The sequence below is a fragment of the Microlunatus aurantiacus genome (assembly GCF_039536605.1).
GTDB lineage: Bacteria > Actinomycetota > Actinomycetes > Propionibacteriales > Propionibacteriaceae > Microlunatus > Microlunatus aurantiacus.
In genome coordinates this window covers 777,269-796,001 of the sequence record NZ_BAAAYX010000002.1, presented here as the reverse complement: position 1 = coordinate 796,001, position 18,733 = coordinate 777,269, and the positions used below count along the sequence as shown (strand labels likewise).

The following is an 18,733-nucleotide window of genomic DNA, read 5'->3' as shown; positions in this document are numbered from 1 at the left end:
CGGGACCTGACCCGCCGTCGTCACCCGCGAAGCGTCTCCGGCTGCCCGGAGGCGGCCGACGCGTAGGCAGCCAGGACCACCGCGAGCCCGCGGGTGCCGGCCGCACCGTCCGGCGCGGCGGTCGAGCGACCGGCCACCACGTCGAGGAACGAGGTCAGCAGCAGGGCGTCGAGATCGGGACCGTACGGGATCCAGGCCGCGTTACCCGCTGCTTCCAGGTGGCCACCGACGCGCAGGGCGAACGGGTCCAGGTCGGTGATGCCGCCCGTGCCGGTGAGGCGCAGGGTCAGCCCACCCCAGGTGGCGTAGCTGTCCGGTCGCGACCAGCTGGCGTCGATGACGACGGGGACCTGCACCGGACCGGAGGCCGACGTCAGCTCCAGCCGCAGGGCCGCCAGGCCCCCGGTCTCGACGGCGGCATCGGGGTGCAGCAGGCGGTTCGCCACCGCGTACACGCTGCTCACCCGGCCGTCGGGCCACAGGGCGTCCAACAGGTCGAGCACGTGGACCAGGTGGTCGGTGAGTGCGCCGCCGCCGGCCGCGGCGGGATCCACGAACCAGGCCCGGTCGCCGCGTGGGATCCGCCCGTTGTTGGTCCCCGCGATGCTCACCACCTGGCCGAGCGTCCCGGCCGCCACCAGCTCGCGCAGTCCCGCGAACGCCGGCGCGAACCGGACGGGATGGGCGATCATCAGCTGGACGCCGGCGTCCGCGCAGGCCGTCGTCATCGCCTCGGCGTCGTCCAGGGTGGTGGCGATCGGCTTCTCGCACAGGACATGGGCACCGGCGGCGGCGGCCAGCTCGACCAGCCGGCGGTGCTCCACGTTCTCGGCACAGACGATCACCCCGTCGGGGTGGGTGGCCAGCAGCGCCGCGTAGTCCTCGACGTAGGCGACGCCGAGTTCGGCGGCCATCTCCGCGCCGCCGGTCTCCCCGGGACGCCGCCCGTGGTCGGGATCGGTGGCCACCACCTCGATCCCCGGCCAGGCTGCGAGCAGCCTGGCGTACGACACGGCGTGCACGTGCGCGAACGACATCAGGCCGATCCTCATCGCGCCGCCCCCGTGGTCTCGGTCTGTGCCGTGGTCTCGGTCTGTGCCCTGGTCTCGGTCTGTGCCCTGGTCTCGGTCTGTGCCCTGGTCTCGGTCTGTGCCGTGGGCTGCGGGCCTCCGGCGTCGACCGGCTCGGCCCGGCCGGTGGCCAGGGAGCGCTGGGCGGCCTCGGCGATCCGGATGGCGGCCAGCCCGTCGCGCGCCGTCACCCGCGGCGGCGGCCCACCCCGCAACGCCGCCAGGAACTCCCCCAGCTCGGTCGCGAACGGGCTCTCGTACGGCATCGCGGGCAGCAGCCCCTGGCCGTCCGCCCCCGTGCCGGCCGGTGGCCGGGTGCCGAGGTCGGTGCTCAGCGGCGGGTGCTGGGCCGAGTCGTGCGAGAGGACCCCGCCGGTCCCGGCGATGTCGAAGGTCGTCCGGAACGTGGTGCCCGGCCGCGCCCAGGTGCCGTGGACGTAGCTCAGGGCACCGCCGACGTGGCTCAGCACGACCTGCACGCTGCGCACCCCGCCGGCGGCGGCCTCCAGCGCGTACGCCGTGGCGATCTCGCCGGCGTTCCACCGGGCGAAGTCGAGGTCGTGCAGGCTCTGGTCGAGCACCAGACCGCCGGAGAGCGCGTCGTCGTGGAACCAGCCGGCCGCCGGGGCGGACCCGGTGCGGGTGAACCGCTGGACGGCCACCACCCCGATCGCACCGGCCGCGACCGCGGCGTGCATCGCCGCGTACTCACCGAAGTAGCGCACCACGTGCCCCGGGTAGAGCGGCAGCCCGGCCGCCTCGAACGCCTCGATGACCCGCTGGGCCTCCGCGGCCGTCCGGGCCAGCGGCTTCTCGCACACCACCGGGCGCCCTGCCGCCAGGGCGGCCATCGCGAGCCCGGCGTGACTCGGGGTCGGGGTGGCGATGTCGACGGCGTCGCAGCCGGTCAGCAGCTCCTCCAGCGAGTCCACGGCCCGGCCCCCGAAGCGCGCCACCAGCGCCGCGGCTCCGGCCTCGGAGAAGACGGTCACGTCGGCGCCCAGCGAGAGCCAGGCCGGTAGGTGCTCGTGAGCGATCCCACCGGCGCCGATCAGCCCGATCCGGTACCGTCCGCGCTCAGTCGCGGGTCCGTTCGTGCGGTGCCGGGGTCTGTCGGTCATGGGATGAATCTGCCCTACCGTCGCCCGGGATCCGCGCCCCCACGCAGGCTCCGGGCCGTTCCGGCCGGTTTTCTCGCCGGGATCTCAGGCGGCGACCAGTCCGCCCCGGGCACTCCGCGCGGCCAGCTCACGGGCCAGCGCGAGTCGCTCGGTCAGCCGGGAGGCCTCGGACCAGTGACCGGCGGCCGGGTGCAGCGAGGCCGGGTGACCGGACCGCGCGTCCACGTCGTCGGCCAGCGACCACGCCCGGGCGACCATCCGCAGGGCGCGGGTGGACCCGTCCACCGAGGCCGCTCCGCCGGACCGGCGGTAGCCCTGCATCAGGTAGTCGGCCAGGCACGCTCCGCTGGCGCTCCCCCAGGGCGCCCGGGGACCTGCCGTCAGCTCGGCCACCGTCTCCAGCGCACCGGCCAGATCCCACCCCTGGTCGCCCCGTCCGGACTCGCGCAGGTCGACGAAGCGGACCTGCAGCTCCGGTCCCCGCCGCACCAGGACCCTCGCCCCCGTCAGGTCCCCGTGGATCCAGTGGTCGACGGTCCACCGGTCGGCGACACGAGCGGCCGCCCGTCGCAGCCCGCGGTCCCCGCGGAGGATCCGCAGCACGTACGCCCGGGCGCTTCCGGGCGCCGGCGGACGGGCGGTCCGTGGTGGCCGGTCCGGGTCGAGCACCCACGGCCGCGGCGCCTCCGGTGCGGCCGTCCCCCCGTCGGTCGCCCGTGAGAACCCGGTTCCGTGCAGGTTCGCGATCGCCGCCCCCCATCCCTGGCAGACCTCGGCCAGGTCGGCCATCGTCCCCCGGGTCGCGGTCAGCGACTCCCCCGGGATCGCCGACGTCCAGACCACCTCCCCGGTCCCGTCCCCGTGCACCTCGGCCACCAGCCCGGTCTCGGCCAGCAGCCGCAGGCAGGTCGGCTCGTGGCTCGGGGGGCGGCGCTCCCCCGCAGCGCTCCCTCCCGCCGCCGACGCCGCTCCCCTGGCGTACCCGATCGGGCGTCCGTGCAGCAGCAGAGCCGACCCCCGCAGCTCCACCACCCCGTCCGCCAGCTCCCGTGCGGTGACCAGCCCGGCACGCACGGCGCCGGCCAGCACGCCCCCGTCCCCCTGGCGGGTGCTCGGTCCGGCGTTCCCCGGCCGGTCGCTGGTCTGCGGTGTGCTCGTCATGGTGGACATCCGGTGCTCGTACGCCCGGTCCGTCCGGGTCGATGTCAGCAAGAGCGGTCGACCCTGGACCGAGATACCCCGGGATCGGTTCGTGGACTGTGCTCTGGGTGACAGCACCGAACCTGCGCTTGTCCGGTTCGGGCACCCTGGAAGCATGAGCCAGCTGCACCCGAGCGCACCGCCCGTCCGTCGGACCCGGCCCTCACCGGGGGCCGCCGTGGTGCTGATGACGGCCCTGCTGGCCGTCCTTTGGCTGCTCGAGGCGGTCGACCAGCTGAGTGGCGAGCGACTCGACCTGTACGGGATCCGCGCGCGCGAGATCGACGGTCTCGGCGGGATCGCCACGGCGCCGTTCCTGCACGCGGGCTGGGACCACCTGATCAGCAACTCCCTGCCGTTCTGGGTGCTCGGCTTCCTGGTCCTGCTCGGCGGGCTGGCCAGGTGGGTCCTGTCGTCGCTGATCAGCATCGTGGGCAGCGGTCTGGCCGCGTGGGCTCTGACGCCCGCCGACACGATCATCGTCGGCGCGAGCGGCCTCGTCTTCGGCTGGCTGACCTACCTGCTGGCCCGCGGGCTGTGGTCCCGCTCCGTCGCCCAGATAGCGGTGGCGGTGGCGGTGCTGGTGGTCTACGGCGGTCTGATCTGGGGTGTGCTGCCCGGTGCGGCCGGCGTGTCCTGGCAGGCCCACCTGGGTGGGGCGGTGGGTGGCGTCGTCGCAGCCTGGCTGCTGCACCGGCGCGCGACGGCAGCACCGACCCCCACGACGTACGGGTGGCGTAGCTAGTCCGGCGCAGGACCGGCGGCGAGCTGCTCGCCGGCCCGGTCCAGCTGTCGGCGCGCCGCCGCGAGGCGATCGGGCTCCGCCGCACCGGCCGTCCGGGTCTCGGCCAGGAAGCGCTCCAGGGACCGGGCGAGCACGGTGACACCGTCGAAGCCGAAGGTCCCGGCCGATCCGGCCAGCTGGTGGGCGGTGCGCTCCGCCGCCGCCCAGCCCGCGGGATCCAGCTGTTCGTCGGCCACCCGGTCGAGCGCGGCCGTGAGCTCCAGGACCCGGACCAGATTGGTCCGGCGGGCCTGGCTCGCGATCGTGGACAGGACCGCGGCGAAGTCGTCGGACGGAACGGGTCGCGAGCCAGCGCCGGTGGAGCCGTGGTCGGTCACGCGGACCACCCGGTGAGGCGGTTGATCTCCGCGGCCAGCACCATCGGGTCGAACGGTTTGCTGATCACCCCGACCGCGTTCGGGACGGACTCCAGGCCCGTGTCCGCGAGCGCCGTCTTCGCGGTCATGAAGATGACGGGGACCTCGCGCGTGACCCTGTTCGCCTGCAGCAGCGCCGCCGTGCCCGGCCCGTCGAGACCGGGCATCATCACGTCCAGCAGCACCACGTCGGGCGGGTCCAGCTCGGCGGCGTGACCGGCGTCGACCCCGTTGGCGGCGGTGCTGACCTGCCAGCCGCCGACCACCTCCAGGGCGAGCTTCGCCACCTCCCTGATGACGTCGTCGTCGTCGACGACCAGCACCTTGCGTGACAACACCCCGACCCCTTCGTCATCGCACCCCCGAGCGGCCATCGTAAGTGAGCCGGTGCCGTCACGTCACCGCCTGCTAGCGTCACCCGACATGGCGGGGCCCTCCCGGCCCCACGACGGGGCCGCCACCACGGCGCGCGACGCCGATGCCGCCGCCCTGCTCGCCGCCCACGGGGAACCGCCCTTCCGTACGATCGCCGTCGCCGCTGTCGTGGTCCTCGGGCTGATCGGTCTGGTGCTGGCGAGCGACCTGCCGGAAGGGGTGCGGCGCTCGGTCGGCGGCGCGGGTTTGGTGCTCAGCGAGCTCGCTCTGGCCGCCTCCTGCCGCTACCGGTTCCGCCGGAGCGCCGGTCGCCGACGCCGCGCCTGGCTGCTGTTCGGGTGGGCCGCCCTGGGAGCGGCCGCCCGCAACCTGTGGCTCACCCTGACCGAGCTCCGGGGCGGCTTCCGGTTGCCCCTGGTGGGCGACGCCCTGCACCTCGCCAGCCTGATCGTGGTCATCGTCGGGTTGGCCAGCTACCCGTCGGGCCGTCGGCGCCCCATCGACTTGCTGCGGATCGCGCTGGACGGCGTGGTGCTCGCCGGGTCCCTGCTGCTGATCCTCGGTCAGACCCTGGTCCCCCGGCTCGCCGAGCAACCCTCGGTCGAAGGTCTGGCGGTCGTGCTGATCCCGGTGATCGACATCGTGCTGGTGACCGTGGCCTGGCTGCTCTTCCTGCGCAGCGACCGCCGCCACCTCCCGTCGCTGGCCCTGGCCGCCGCCGGCTTCGCCCTGTTTGCGGTGGCCGACATCAGCGCCGCGGTCCGGCGGTCCGAGGGCGTCTTCACCTTCGGCACGCTGATCGACCTGGGCTGGATGGCGGGCTACGTCCTGCTCGCCGTCGCCGTCCGCTGGCCACGACCCACTCCGGACAGCCCGCCGCTCGCGGTCGTACGCCGGCGGTCCCCCATCGCCGGCACGCTGCTCATGTTCGCCGTGTTCTTCGTCGCGGGGTCACTCACCCTGGTGGGGACCTCCGACGGCGCGGTCAGCGCACCGGTGGCGATCCTGCTCGGCGCCGTCCTGATCGCGATCACCGCGCGACAGGTGCTGTTGCTCACCGACAACGAACGGCTGCGGGCCAGTCTGGAGCAGCGCGTCATCGAGCGCTCGACCGAGCTCGCCGCGGTCACCCAGCGGACCGACCTGCTCATCGACTCGGTGGGCGACGGCGTCTACGGTGTCGACAACCAGGGCCGGGTGACCTTCCTCAACCCGGCCGGCGCCCGGCTGCTCGGTGCCCGCCGGACCGAGCTGCTCGGGGCCGACGCCCACGAGGTGTTCCACTCCCACCCCTCAGCGGACTGCTACCTGCGCACCATCCAGCGCAACGGGCTGGCGATCACCGGGATCGACGACGCCTACCGGTCCGTCGACGGACGCCTGGTGCCGGTCGAGGTCAGCGCCAGCCCGCTGGCCGACCCGTCGGGCGAGTCCACCAGCGTGCGCGGAGTGGTGGTGGTCTTCCGCGACATGACGCGCCGGCGAGAGGTCGACCGCTTGAAGAACGAGTTCGTCTCCCTGGTCAGCCACGAGCTGAAGACCCCGCTGACGGCCATCCGGGGTTCGCTCGGGCTGCTGGCCGGCGGCGCGCTCGGGGAGCTGAGCCCCGCGGCGACCCGGATGGTCGAGATCGCCCTGGAGAGCAGCGAGCGCCTGACCCGGTTGATCAACGAGATCCTCGACATGGAGAGGATCGAGTCCGGTTCGATGCCGATGCAGGTCGGTAGCCACGACGTGGCGAGCCTGCTGGCGGTGGTCGAGGACCAGGTCCGGGTGCTGGCCGGCGAGGCGGGGGTCACGGTCCAGGTCGACGAGGCCTCCGGTCTGGTGCTGGCCGACGCCGACCGGGTGGTGCAGACCTTGATCAACCTGATCGGCAACGCCATCAAGTTCTCCGCCCCGGGCAGCGAGGTGCACCTCACCGCCGCGCCCGATGGCACCAACGTCACCTTCACCGTGCGGGACCAGGGCCGGGGGGTCCCGGAGAACCGTCTGGAGCTCATCTTCGAGCGCTTCGAGCAGGTGGACTCCTCCGACGCCCGCGAGAAGGGTGGGACCGGGCTCGGTCTGTCAATCTCCCGCAGCATCGTCGAGCGCCTGGGCGGCCGCATCTGGGCCGTCAACAACCCCGACCGCGGCTCGACGTTCGCCTTCACACTGCCCGAGGGTGCCGCGGAGATCCCGGAGGAGTCGGGGGCGTGAGCCGCGGGGTGCCGGGCCGGGGTCGGTCACCGCGCCGGGGCGCGACCGGACGCCGTTACGGTAACTCCATGGCAACGGGCCAGGACCGCACCGCGGTGGTGATCGAGGACGATGCCGACGTGCGCAACCTGCTGGCAGCGATCCTGGACGAGGCGGGTTTCACCTGCATCCCGGCGGCGACCGGGATCGAGGGCATCAACGCGGTCCGCGAGCACCAGCCCATCCTCACCACCCTGGACGTCAGCCTGCCCGGCATCGACGGCTTCGAGGTGGCCCGCCGGATCCGCGCCTTCTCCAACACGTACGTGATCATGCTGTCGGCCCGCGACGAGGAGATCGACACCCTGATGGGCCTGGACGCCGGCGCCGACGACTACCTGACCAAGCCGTTCCGCCCCCGCGAGCTGCGCGCCCGGATCGAGGCGATGCTCCGCCGCTACCGGGCCACCTGGCTCACCGAGCTGGGCCCTGCCGGCGCGGCAGAGGCGACGGGGCCCCCGACCGGAGTCGAGCCACGTGGTGTGGGGGGTTGGCTGCGCCACAACGGTCTGCGCATCAACGGCGACATGTGGCTCTGCGACCTGGACGGGGCGCCCGTGGAGCTGACCCGCAGCGAGTTCGACCTGCTGCTGGCGCTGATGGCAGGTAACCGCCGGGTGATCACCAAGGACTCGCTCGCGCTGGAGCTCCGGGGCGAGTCGCCGGGTGGGTACGTCTCCGAGTCCGACCGGCGGGCCGTGGAGGTCCACATCGCCAACCTGCGCCGCAAGCTCAACGACTCGGTCGGCTCACCGCGCTACATCGAGACCGTCCGCGGCGTGGGCTACCGGCTGGCCGAGCACCGGGGCGACTGAGACGCGAGCGGAAGCGGCGGCGGCACAAGGCGTTGCCCGGGGCCGCAGGGGCGGATCTCAGCGGTGGGCGGCGGACTGCAGCCGGCGACGGAAGGCCTCCGCGGCAACCTCGACCAGCGCGAGCAGCGCGTTGCGCTGGGGCGTCGGACCCAGGTGGTCCAGCTGGGAGCGCAGCTCGGTGAGACGTCCGGCCAGCACCGTGGCCCCCAGCATCTTGCTGCTGGACTCCAGGCTGAGCACCGCGACCCGGGCACCCTCGATGTCGCTGTCGATCATGCACCGGCCGATGGCGTCCAGCCGCCCGTCGAGCAGATCGAGGTAGTCGGCCACGAAGCGGTCCATGGCACCGTCCCCGGGGTCGAAGGCGTCGAACCTGTCCTGCGGTTCGGTCGTGACGGCCGCCGCTGGAGCCGGTGCGGGACGCCCCCCGACGATCCCGACCGGCTCCGCGGCAGGCAGCGGTTCGTCCGTCCCCACGGACTCCGCTGCATCAAGACGGCCGGCGTCATCTCCTCGCACGCAAGCGAAAGGATCAGTCAGCACAGCAGTCCCTACTTTCTCTCCCGGGTCCCCGACCCGGCGCCGAGTCGTCCCCCACGACTCGATGTCGGAAGACTGTCCGGGCCGGCGCACCGCTGCCCGGGGCGGCGCACAAGAGCCGCTCAGGTTTGCCTCAGGATTCCCCCCGTCCGATTGCCGGACCGATCGCCGGTTCGTTCACCGGTCCGATCGGCGGACCGACGCGGGCCGGGGAGGACTGAGGGGAGCCTTCCTTTACTGGAATGATTCCAGATTGACTGGCAGACTCCTGCTCATCTCCAGAGGAAAGGCACCAACCATGACCAGCACGCTCTCCCCGTCCGATACCGCCATCCACGAGGCCCGCCCGCCGTTCCGGGCCAGCCAGCAGCTCGCCGACAACCTGCAGCAGATCCACGTCGACCTGATCGACCTGCACCTGGTGGGCAAGCAGCTGCACTGGAACGTGGTCGGCAAGAACTTCCGCGACACCCACCTGGTGCTGGACGAGGTCGTCGACGCGGCCCGCGAGTTCTCCGACACGGTCGCGGAGCGGATGCGCGCCATCTACATCACCCCCGACGGCCGCGCGGCCACGGTGGCCGCGAAGTCCTCGCTGCCCGCGGTCCCCTCCGAGGAGGTGGACACCGCCGAGACGGTCGACCTGATCACCGCAGCGCTGTACGCCACGGCCGGCACCGCCCGCCGCATCCACGACGAGGTCGACGGCGAGGATCCCACCTCGGCCGACATCCTGCACACCGTGCTGGAGCGCCTGGAGCAGCTGGCCTGGATGATCGACTCCGAGAACCGGATCGCCAACCGCAGCATCCCCCGCCCGATCCACGAGTGATCTGATCTCACGCCGGTGGCGTGATCCCACCGCAGCACCGACCTCCATCCACCCGGGTGCCACAATCCCCGGGTGGATGAGTCGTCTCTGGCCCCGAACGCCACGCCGGTCGGACTGAGCAGGTCCCAGCGGCTGGACCGGCTGCCGTTCACCCGGCAGCACGGGCGCCTGCTGGCCGGGTCCGGCGTCGGCTGGGCGCTGGACGCCATGGACGTCGGCCTGGTCTCGTTCATCCTCGCCGCTCTCGCGGCCCAGTGGTCGCTCTCACCGGGTGAGCTGTCGGCCATCGCCTCGATCGGCTTCGTCGGGATGGCTGTCGGAGCCAGCCTGGGTGGTCTGCTCGCCGACCGGATCGGTCGCCGCCAGGTGTTCGCCCTGACGCTGCTGATCTACGGCGTGGCGACCGGTGCGTCAGCCCTGGTCACCGGGATCGGTCTCCTGCTGGTGCTGCGCTTCCTGGTGGGACTCGGTCTCGGTGCCGAGCTCCCGGTGGCCTCCACGCTGGTCAGCGAGTACGCCCCCGCCCGGATCCGCGGTCGGGTCGTCGTCGCCCTGGAGGCCTTCTGGGCGCTCGGCTGGCTGCTCGCCGCCGTGATCGGCTACCTGGTGGTGCCGGCCTCGGCCGACGGCTGGCGCTGGGCGTTCGTCCTCGGCATGGTTCCGGCGGTGTACGCCGTCGTGATCCGGTGGGGTCTGCCCGAATCCGTACGCTTCCTGGAGCGCCAGGGGCGGGACGTGGAGGCGGAGTCGGCCGTCCGCCGGTTCGAGGCGTCGGCCGGGATCGAGGCTCCGGCGGCCGAGGCCGTGGCACCGGCCCCGACGGCGGCGCCGCCGGGGCCGCCAGGCTCGGCGCCGCGCCTGACCACGCTGTGGTCGCCGCGCTACCGGCGCCGCACGCTCGCACTGTGGCTGACCTGGTTCGGGACCAACTTCTCCTACTACGGCGCGTTCATCTGGCTGCCGTCGCTGCTGGTGTCGTCGGGCTTCACCCTCGTCAAGTCGTTCGAGTACACCTTGATCATCACGGTGGCCCAGCTGCCGGGCTACGCCGTGTCCGCCATCCTGATCGAGCGCTGGGGACGCCGTCCGACGCTGGCTACGTTCCTGGCCGGGTCCGCGCTGAGCGCCGTCGCGTTCGGGTTGGCCGACTCCGTGCCGGCGGTGCTGGCCGCCGGGATGGCCCTCTCGTTCTTCAACCTCGGCGCGTGGGGTGCGCTCTACGCGGTCACCCCCGAGGTTTATCCGACCGACCTGCGGGCCACGGGCGCCGGCAGCGCGGCGGCCTTCGGTCGGATCGCGTCGATCATCGCTCCCCTGCTGGTGCCCCTGCTGCGATCCACGACGGGGCTGACCGGGCTCTTCGTGGTCTTCGCCGTGGCTTTCGCGGTCGCAGCGGTGGCAGCCCTGGGGTTGCCGGAACGGCGCGGCCGAGCACTGGAGGACTGACCGGGAGAGTCCCCGGGACGCTCAGCGCCGGAGCTGCCAGCCCGCGGGACGGCGGATCCCGGCCGGCAGCCTGGTCTGGTCGTCCCCCCGCGCGGCCGCGAGCTGGGGCTCGGTCAGGTAGAGAGCGGTGGACAGGTCGGCGCCGCTCAGGTCGGCCGCCCGCAGATCGGCCCCGATCAGGTCGGCACCGCGCAGGTCGCAACGGCGCAGGTCGGCGCCCAGCAGCAGTGCTCCCCGGAGATCGCACCCACGCAGGTCGACCTCGGCGAGCTTGACCCCGATCAGGTCGGCGCGCCGGGTGCTGCGTGGTCGTTCGCTCAGATCGGCCACCGCACGCACGGCACTGCGCCGGACCCGTCGGCTCACTTCGCTGAGCACCACGTCCACCGCGGCCCGGTGGCCGGCGACGTCGCACCGCAGCAGCTCCTCCGGTCCCAGCAGGGTCAGCGCCGCCGTCTCGGTGGCCAGTGCGCGGACCCGATCGCGTACCGCGGCAGGCTGGTCACCCCGGTCGGCCTGGCGCAGGTACCAGCGGAGCTCGTGCAGCTGCCTCATGATCAGGAAGGCGGCGAACACGTCGCCCGCCTGCTCCGGGCGGTCACGCCAGGTCACCCCGCCGAACGTGTGCTGGGTGACCTGCTGGCCCGCGCCGAGGCAGTCGAAGACCGTGCAGCCGGCGAACCCACGTTCGGGCAGCTGCGCGTGGATGGAGCACGAGAACACCTCCAGGTGACGGCAGGGCCGCCCCGAGGGCTTGTCGTAGGCGAAGTCGGCGGAGGCCGCGTACGGCAGTGCCACGCAGCACAAGCCGGAACAGCGGGCGCAGTCGGCTCGGAGCTCGGCGACCTCGTCCATCACCATCTCTCCGTCGGGGCAGCAGCCGCCCCTGTCGGTGTGAGGTGGCCGCCGGTGTGAGGTGACTGTACGCCCGTTGTCCGGGTCGCAGCCCGTCAAAGTCGTTGAGCGCTGGACCGCCGACGCCCTACTCTGAAACGAACGGCGGAACAATCAGGGGGAACCATGAGCCCAGCGGACGGCGGTGCTGACCCTCCACAGCCCTATGAGGGGATGTACGACCCCCTGGTCGCCTGGAACGCCCGGATCCTGGATCCCGCCCGCGTCGTCAGACGGGAGGGTGACCGTCTCGACACCACCCTCTACGTCGCCGACAGCCTGCTGGTCGTCGGCGACCCGACCGGCGCCGAGGTCACGGACATCATCGGCTGGCTCCGGGAGGACAAGCACCTGGCCGCCCGACCCGACGAGGTGAATGCCCGCAACTTCGAGGCCGGGGCCGGGACCGACCGCTCGACCCCATGGGTCACCCCGCTCCGGCTCACCCCGGAGCCGGGTTTCGCCGTCGTGGTCGACGCCTGGGGTCTCCTCCAGGAGTACCGCTCGCTCATCGACGACCGCCGCCAGGCGGACGCCGCCGGGGCTGATGGCGGCAGGGAGCCACGACGGATCGACAACCCCACCGAGGTCGGCCTGGACCACCTGATGTACGCAGACATCCTGGGGCAGACCAAGACCGTCGGCGGCACCAAGACCGTCGGGGGGACCAAGACCGTCGGCGGCACGAAGACCGTGGGGGGAGGCGTCGTCGACGAGTACGCCTCCGCCGGGCTCGGCGGCCGGACACCCGTGGCCTACCTCGGGCCGGCCCCGCTGCGCTCTCCCGACGTCGCCGACCGGCCCACGGTGGTCCTGCTGGACACCGGCATCGGTGAGCACCCCTGGCTGGTGGACGGCGTGGAGGTGCGACCGGGGACGGCGGTCGAGCCGGAGAAGACCGGCATCATCCACCACCGACTCGTGGGCGTGATCGACGACTTCTCCGGCCACGGCACCTTCGTCGCCGGTCTCGTCCGACAGGCCTGCCCGGACGCCGACCTGCTGATGATCCAGGTGATGGGCGCCGACGGGTTCGTCTCCGAGACGATGATGATCAACGAGCTCGACCGACTCGCCATCGACCACGTCACCGGCGCCCGCCCGGTCGCCGCGGTCTCGCTCTCGTTCGGCTACTACCTGGAGAGCGAGGACGCGAGCAAGACCGCGTCACTGGCCGCCGCCCTGCAGAACCTCTCCGACCACGAGGTCGTGGTGATCGTGTCGGCGGGCAACGACGCCACGACCCGTCCGATGTACCCGGCCGCCTTCAGCACGACCATCGAGAACGTGGTCAGCGTCGGCGCTCGCAACCCGAACGGCTCGGTGGCGTTGTTCAGCAACGCGGGCGACTGGGTGGACACCTACTGGCCCGGGGCCCAGGTGCTGAGCACGGCGCCGCGGACCTTCGACGGCTCCGTCCAACCGAGCGCACGGACGCGCTGGGCCGGTCAGCACCGGGAGAGCCTCGACCCCGACGACTTCTCTGCGCAGTACCTCCCTGCTCCGGCCGAGGAGGCCGATGTGTCGCCGGCCGGTTTCGCCCTGTGGTCCGGCACGTCGTTCGCGGCCCCCGCGTTCCTCGGCTTCTGCCTGCAGCGGCACCTGGCGGGACAGCGGGCGGTGCGTCTGCGGGAGGTCGTCGGGGATGTCGCCGCACGCTACCGTCGCTGACGCCGGATCAGACCCCTCGCTGATCCGGGCGACGGCTCTGCACCAGCGAGCCGTCCAGGAGAACGCGGGCGGCCACGCGGCCCGCGCCGAGCAGCTCCTCCGGCGTGGTCTCGAGGCGACGAACGCCGCCGGCGACCACACCGTGGACGGGTGCCGGGACGAGCGCTGTCGGACGGTCTCGCGGCTGCTGGCGACGCTGGCCAAGTCGACTGTCGAGATCCACGGGCTCGAGCCCGCGTTGGTGATCATGAACCGGGCGCTCGAGTGGTCGGAGTGCCTCGGCGACCCGGAGCTGACCGCGTTCCTGGTCAGCCAGCGCGCGTTGATCCTGTTCCGGGGTGGCCGCCTCGCCGAGGCGGAGCTCGACTTCGCCGCGGCCATCGAGAACATCCACGCCTCCGGGCGTGACCTGGTGCGCCTCCTGCTGAACCGGGGTGCGCTGTTCGTGGAGATCGGTAACCTGCCGGGCGCCCGCGCCGACCTGTCCCGGGCCGCCTCGCTCTCGCGCCAGCTCGAGTACCGCCTGTTCGAGCACGTCGCGCTGCACAACCTGGGCTGCCTGGAGTTCACCGCCGGCGACCTGCCCCGGGCGCTGCGCCTGATGCACGAGGGCATGGAGCTGGACGGAGAGACCCAGCAGGGCATCGCCCACCTCGACCGGTCCCGGGTGCTGCTGGCCGCCGGGCTGCCCGAGGAGGCGGACGCGGCCCTGGCCGAGGCCGCGGACCTGTTCCGCCGGGACCGGTGCTGGCAGGACCTCGGGGAGGTGGACCTGACGCGGGCGGAGGTGGCGCTGCTGACCGGCCACGTCGACGACGCCCGGAAGCTGGCCGGCCGGGCGCGGGACCGCTTCCGCCGGCACGGCAACGACCGCTGGCGGCGGGCCGCGGAGCTGGTCCTGCTGCACGCCGACCTGGCCGGCGGTCGACCGGCCGCCCGCCTGCTGCCACACGCCTCCCGGTTGGCCGCCGAGTTCGCCGCCGAAGGGTTCGCGGGGCAGGCCAGGACGGCCCTGCTCCTCGCCGCCGAGCTCGAGCTCGATCTGGACCGTCCGTCCGCGGCGGACGAGATGCTGCACCGGGTGGGCCCGGTCGGCGAGGGTGACCCCATCGCCGTCCGGCTGCACAGCCGCCTGGTCCGGGCCGAGCTCCTCGAACGCGGCCACCGGTTGCCGCAGGCCCGGCGTCAGGTCGCCCACGGGCTCCGGGAGCTCGCGGCCTACCAGGCCCAGTTCGGCGGCGTCGACCTGCAGAGTGCCAGTGCCGTCCACGGCCGCCGACTCGCCACCCACGACCTCGACCTGGCGGTGCGGTCGGGCCGCCCGGGATCGGTGCTGGCCGCCGTCGAACGGTCCCGAGCGGTCTCCGGTCGCATCCGTCCCGTCACCCCGCCCGCCGACGACCGCGCCGCCGAGCTGCTGGCCGAGCTCCGGCGGAAGGTCGAGGCGGCCTCCGCGACCACGACGACCGACCCGGCGTCGGCGGCCGCGGACACCGGGCCGACGATCGCCGACCTGCAGACCGAGCTCCGCTCCCGGGCCTGGCTCACCAGCGGCAGCCGTGCCTGGCAGCCGCCGGCCCGCCTCCGTGATCTCCGGACCGCGGCCGCCGACCTCGACGTCGACCTGGTCACCATCACCCAGCTCCGGGGGAGGCTGGGTGCGGTGCTGCTGCCGGCCGAGGGTCCACTGCGTCTGGTCGAGCTGGGCGACGCGGAGACCGTACGCGGCTGGCACCGACGGGTGTCAGCCGATCTGGACGTGCTCGCCAACGCGGGTCTGCCGCCGGCGATGACGGCGACCGTCACCCGGTCTCTCCGGCACGGTGCCGCCGAGCTCGGGCGGCTGCTGGCCCCTGCGCTGCCGACCGGCGACCGACCCGTCGTGATCAGCCCGCCCAGCACGCTGCTGGCGCTGCCGTGGCCCCTGCTGCCGGCGCTGGCGGGGCGGCCGGTGTCGATCACGCCGTCGCTGAGCGGCTGGTACAGGGCCCACCTGTCCCTCCGCCCCCGGGCACCCGCTCCCGGCGGCCGGTCCGCGGTCATCGAGGGGTGGTCGGTGACGGCCGTGGCCGGCCCGGGGCTGCCCCGCGCCCGGACCGAGGCGGCGACGGTCGCCGGCACCTGGTCCCCGTACGCCGACGCGGTCCACCTCGCCACGGCGAGCTCGGCGGACCTGCTCGAGGCGATGGGCACCGGGCGCCTGGTCCACGTGGCCGCGCACGGCGTCCATCGCGGCCAGAACCCGATGTTCTCCTCCCTGTCGCTGACCGGCGGACCGGTCTTCGCCTACGAGCTGGACCAGCGGGGCCGAGCCCCCGAGCACGTGGTGCTGTCGGCCTGCGACGTCGGCCGCAGCACCGTGCGGGCGGGCGAGGAGGCGCTGGGCCTGACCAGCGTGCTGCTGCAGCTCGGCACGGCCGCCGTGGTGGCCGGGGTCGCCCGGGTGCACGACGACGCGGCGGCCGACGTGATGCAGCGCTACCACGCGGAGCTGGCCCGCGGCCGGGACGCCGCCGAGGCCCTCGCTCTGGTCACCGACCAGGTCGACCACCCGAGCCCGTTCGTCTGCTTCGGGACGGCGTGGTCCGCCTGAGCCGGACACGGCGATTCGACGAAAGGCCGTCTCACGTGGGAAGACGCACCCCTGGAGGCCTCGCGCACCTCGGATCGGACGGTGCGAGGATGGTGGTACTAAGTAACCCAACCCACACCGAGGTGGAAACTTCGTGCCTGACCCGACGCCCAGCCCCCTACGTGTCGCCGTCGTCGGCGCCTGGCACGTGCACGCCGGCGACTACGCCCGCCGAACCCTGGAGCACCCCCACGCCGAGCTGGTCGCCGTCTGGGACGACGACCCCGAGCGGGGTGCTGCCCTGGCCGGCGACACCGGCGCGCCCTTCACCCAGGACCTCGCCGGCCTGCTGGCCCGGTCCGACGTCGACGCGGTGACCATCACCACCGAGACGGTGGCCCACCGCGAGGTGATCGGCCAGGCGATCGCGGCCGGCAAGCACGTCTTCACCGAGAAGCTGCTCGCCCCCACGGTGGCCGAAGCCGACGAGATCCTGACCGCCGCCCGCGCCGCCGGACGCCAGGTCGTCGTCTCCCTCCCCCGGCTCTACCACGGGTACGCGACAGCGGTCACCGAGGTCGTCGACGGTGGCACCCTCGGGCGCCTGACCTACGCCCGGGTCCGGCTCTCCCACGACGGGGCCACCGCGGGCTGGTTGCCGGAACGGTTCTTCGACCCCGCCACCGCGATCGGCGGCGCGCTGACCGATCTCGGCTGCCACCCGGTGTACCTGGTGCAGCGGATCCTGGGCAGCACGCCGCAGACCGTCTCGGCCACCTATCGCTCGCTCACCGGACGGGACGTGGACGACCACGCCGTCGTCACGGTCGGGTACGCCGACGGCGCCATCGGGGTGATCGAGGCCGGCTTCGTCAGCGCCAACCCGTTCACCATCGAGGTCTTCGGCACCGAGGGCAGCCTCACCTACTCCGACGCCACCGGCGAGCTGCTGCTCAGCGACGCCAAGGGTCGCAGCTGGCACGCCGCACCGGTCCCCGCCGATGCCCCGGACGCGTACGACCGGTGGCTGACCGCCATCGCCACCGAGACCGAGGACACCGACAACCTCGAGCGGGCCGTCGAGCTGACCCGGCTGGTGGTGGCGGCCAACGAGGCGGCCCGCACCGGCACCGCGGTCGACTACGCCTGATCCCTGTCTCGTCTCGGCTGACCTCCTCACCGAACCCACTCCCAGGAGCTGCACCGCACCATGATCAGAGTCGGACTCATCGGCGGGGGCGGCATCGCCTCCGCCCACATCCGGGGCTACACCGCCCACGCCGACCGCATCGCCGTGACCGCGATCGCCGATGCGGTGCCGGAGACCGTCGAGCGGCGGGCCGCCGAGCTGGGCGCCCGTGGCTTCGCGGACTACCGGGAGATGATCGCCGCGGGTGAGCTCGACGCGGTCGACATCTGCCTCCCCCACCACCTGCACGCCGACGCGGTCGTGGCCGCGGCCGAAGCCGGTCTGCACGTCCTGTGCGAGAAGCCGCTCTGTCTCCGCCCGGTCGAGGCCGGGCGGGTGCAGCACGCGGTGGCGGCGTCGGGGGTGACGTTGATGTGCGCCCACAACCAGCTGTTCCTGCCCGCGGTGGCCGCGGCGAAGGAGGTGCTCGACTCGGGTCGTCTGGGCCGCGTGTACGAGGTGCGCACCACCGACTGCTTCCACAACGACTTCGACCCCGCGAACATGGGTTGGCGGGCGAGCGCGGCCACCAGCGGCGGCGGTGAGCTGATCGACACCGGCTACCACCCCACCTACCTGATGCTGCACCTGGCCGGCTCCGTGCCGGTCGAGGCCGTGGCGATGCTGTCCACCCACCGGCTGACCTTCGCCGAGGGCGAGGACTCGGCGCAGGTCATCGTCCGCTTCGAGAACGGGGCCGTCGGCACGCTCTGGACCAGCTGGGCCTACGACCCACCCGAGATCACCGAGCGGTTCTCCGTGGTGGCCGAGCACGGCACCCTGCACAGCGACGGCACCAGCCTGCACGTCCACCTCCGGGGCGGCGGGACGACCTCGACCACGTACGAGCCGGTGGACACCTTCGTCGCCGAGATCGGTCACTTCGCCGACGCCTTGACTACTGCCAGCCGGCCGCTGCACACCGAGAAGGAGGGCATCGAGGCCCTCGGCATGATCCTGGCGGGCTACGAGTCGGCCCGGACCCGGACCATCGCCCCCGTTCTCCGGGCGGCCGACACCGTCCTCCGGCCCGCCGAGGCCGGCTCCACGGGGGCCCCGCAGTGACCGGGCCGCTGGTGCTGCCCTACGACGGCTCCGTGCCGACCATCCACCCCGACGCCTGGCTGGCCCCGACGGCGGCGGTGATCGGGAACGCGACCATCGAGGCCGGGGCCAGCCTGTTCTACGGCGCGGTCGTCCGCGCCGACATGGACACCGTCGTCCTCGGAGCGGGCAGCAACCTGCAGGACAACGTGGTGGTGCACACCGACTACGGCTTCCCGACCGTGATCGGTGCCGGGGTGTCGGTCGGTCACGCAGCGGTCGTGCACGGCTGCACGATCGAGGACGACTGCCTGATCGGCATGAACGCCACGGTGCTCAACGGAGCCGTGATCGGGGCCGGCTCGCTGGTCGCCGCGGGCACCGTGGTGCTGGAGGGCACTGTCGTGCCGCCCGGATCCCTGGTCGCCGGGGTGCCGGGCAAGGTCCGCCGGACCCTCACCGACGACGAGCGCGACAAGGTCGTGATCAACGCTCGGATCTACCTCGAGCTGTCCGCCCGGCACCGGGACGTCACCGGCTGACCCCCAGGGGCGGTGACGAA

The 18,733-nt window shown here is 73.2% G+C and carries 17 protein-coding genes; 10 read left to right on the top strand and 7 right to left on the bottom strand.

Features of this window, described 5'->3' with window-relative positions:
* Nucleotides 1-20: 20 nt before the first annotated feature.
* The 3 genes from ABD714_RS03845 to ABD714_RS03835 form a co-directional block, all read right to left on the bottom strand.
* On the bottom strand, nucleotides 21-1,037 hold the full coding sequence (locus ABD714_RS03845; RefSeq protein ID WP_344810942.1) for a Gfo/Idh/MocA family protein: 1,017 nt from the start codon (nucleotides 1,035-1,037) through the stop codon (nucleotides 21-23).
* Between the two features lie 11 nt (nucleotides 1,038-1,048).
* A complete protein-coding gene (locus ABD714_RS03840; RefSeq protein ID WP_344810941.1) occupies nucleotides 1,049-2,191 on the bottom strand; it encodes a Gfo/Idh/MocA family protein in 1,143 nt (380 codons plus the stop codon).
* Between the two features lie 84 nt (nucleotides 2,192-2,275).
* Nucleotides 2,276-3,361, bottom strand: a complete 1,086-nt coding sequence (locus ABD714_RS03835) for a hypothetical protein (protein WP_344810940.1) — start codon at nucleotides 3,359-3,361, stop codon at nucleotides 2,276-2,278.
* A 145-nt stretch (nucleotides 3,362-3,506) separates the two neighbouring features.
* On the opposite strand from ABD714_RS03835, the gene ABD714_RS03830 reads away from it, so the two are divergent.
* Nucleotides 3,507-4,136 (top strand): rhomboid family intramembrane serine protease, encoded by a 630-nt coding sequence (locus tag ABD714_RS03830; protein WP_344810939.1) that lies wholly within the window; start codon nucleotides 3,507-3,509, stop codon nucleotides 4,134-4,136.
* Here the strand turns inward: ABD714_RS03830 and ABD714_RS03825 are convergent.
* Both ABD714_RS03825 and ABD714_RS03820 read right to left on the bottom strand, forming a co-directional pair.
* Nucleotides 4,133-4,513: an Hpt domain-containing protein gene (locus ABD714_RS03825; protein WP_344810938.1), complete on the bottom strand. Its 381-nt coding sequence runs from the start codon at nucleotides 4,511-4,513 to the stop codon at nucleotides 4,133-4,135. The genes ABD714_RS03830 and ABD714_RS03825 overlap by 4 nt on opposite strands.
* Entirely contained in the window at nucleotides 4,510-4,890 is a 381-nt protein-coding gene (locus ABD714_RS03820) for a response regulator (RefSeq protein WP_344810937.1), read from the bottom strand. Before ABD714_RS03820 ends, ABD714_RS03825 begins: the two co-directional genes overlap by 4 nt.
* 85 nt (nucleotides 4,891-4,975) lie before the next feature.
* Between ABD714_RS03820 and ABD714_RS03815 the strand changes: the two genes are divergently transcribed.
* Together ABD714_RS03815 and ABD714_RS03810 are read left to right on the top strand one after the other, a co-directional pair.
* Nucleotides 4,976-7,129, top strand: a complete 2,154-nt coding sequence (locus ABD714_RS03815) for a sensor histidine kinase (RefSeq protein WP_344810936.1) — start codon at nucleotides 4,976-4,978, stop codon at nucleotides 7,127-7,129.
* A 68-nt stretch (nucleotides 7,130-7,197) separates the two neighbouring features.
* On the top strand, nucleotides 7,198-7,983 hold the full coding sequence (locus ABD714_RS03810; RefSeq protein WP_344810935.1) for a response regulator transcription factor: 786 nt from the start codon (nucleotides 7,198-7,200) through the stop codon (nucleotides 7,981-7,983).
* 57 nt (nucleotides 7,984-8,040) lie between these two features.
* Here the strand turns inward: ABD714_RS03810 and ABD714_RS03805 are convergent, their stop codons facing one another.
* Nucleotides 8,041-8,460: a hypothetical protein gene (locus ABD714_RS03805; RefSeq protein WP_344810934.1), complete on the bottom strand. Its 420-nt coding sequence runs from the start codon at nucleotides 8,458-8,460 to the stop codon at nucleotides 8,041-8,043.
* A 361-nt stretch (nucleotides 8,461-8,821) separates the two neighbouring features.
* Here ABD714_RS03805 and ABD714_RS03800 point away from each other — a divergent pair, with 361 nt between their 5' ends.
* Nucleotides 8,822-9,355, top strand: coding sequence for a Dps family protein (locus tag ABD714_RS03800; protein WP_344810933.1), 534 nt, complete (start codon nucleotides 8,822-8,824; stop codon nucleotides 9,353-9,355).
* Nucleotides 9,356-9,427: 72 nt separating this feature from the next.
* Nucleotides 9,428-10,801 carry an MFS transporter gene (locus tag ABD714_RS03795; RefSeq protein WP_344810932.1) on the top strand — a complete coding sequence of 458 codons (1,374 nt, stop codon included), beginning with the start codon at nucleotides 9,428-9,430 and terminating at the stop codon, nucleotides 10,799-10,801.
* A 21-nt stretch (nucleotides 10,802-10,822) separates the two neighbouring features.
* Here ABD714_RS03795 and ABD714_RS03790 read toward each other — a convergent pair whose 3' ends face one another.
* On the bottom strand, nucleotides 10,823-11,656 hold the full coding sequence (locus ABD714_RS03790) for a pentapeptide repeat-containing protein (protein ID WP_344810931.1): 834 nt from the start codon (nucleotides 11,654-11,656) through the stop codon (nucleotides 10,823-10,825).
* A 165-nt stretch (nucleotides 11,657-11,821) separates the two neighbouring features.
* Between ABD714_RS03790 and ABD714_RS03785 the strand changes: the two genes are divergently transcribed.
* From ABD714_RS03785 to ABD714_RS03765, 5 genes are all read left to right on the top strand, one after another.
* A complete protein-coding gene (locus ABD714_RS03785) occupies nucleotides 11,822-13,366 on the top strand; it encodes a S8 family peptidase (protein WP_344810930.1) in 1,545 nt (514 codons plus the stop codon).
* Nucleotides 13,341-15,959 carry a CHAT domain-containing protein gene (locus ABD714_RS03780; RefSeq protein ID WP_344810929.1) on the top strand — a complete coding sequence of 873 codons (2,619 nt, stop codon included), beginning with the start codon at nucleotides 13,341-13,343 and terminating at the stop codon, nucleotides 15,957-15,959. Before ABD714_RS03785 ends, ABD714_RS03780 begins: the two co-directional genes overlap by 26 nt.
* Before the next feature lie 133 nt (nucleotides 15,960-16,092).
* Nucleotides 16,093-17,088, top strand: a complete 996-nt coding sequence (locus tag ABD714_RS03775; RefSeq protein WP_344810928.1) for a Gfo/Idh/MocA family protein — start codon at nucleotides 16,093-16,095, stop codon at nucleotides 17,086-17,088.
* A 60-nt stretch (nucleotides 17,089-17,148) separates the two neighbouring features.
* Complete coding sequence (locus ABD714_RS03770) at nucleotides 17,149-18,192, top strand: Gfo/Idh/MocA family protein (RefSeq protein WP_344810927.1); 1,044 nt, start codon at nucleotides 17,149-17,151, stop codon at nucleotides 18,190-18,192.
* The gene (locus ABD714_RS03765; RefSeq protein WP_344810926.1) at nucleotides 18,189-18,713 is read left to right on the top strand and encodes a gamma carbonic anhydrase family protein; all 525 of its coding nucleotides are present in this window, start codon (nucleotides 18,189-18,191) and stop codon (nucleotides 18,711-18,713) included. The genes ABD714_RS03770 and ABD714_RS03765 overlap by 4 nt, the downstream gene beginning before the upstream one ends.
* The last annotated feature ends 20 nt before the right edge of the window (nucleotides 18,714-18,733 follow it).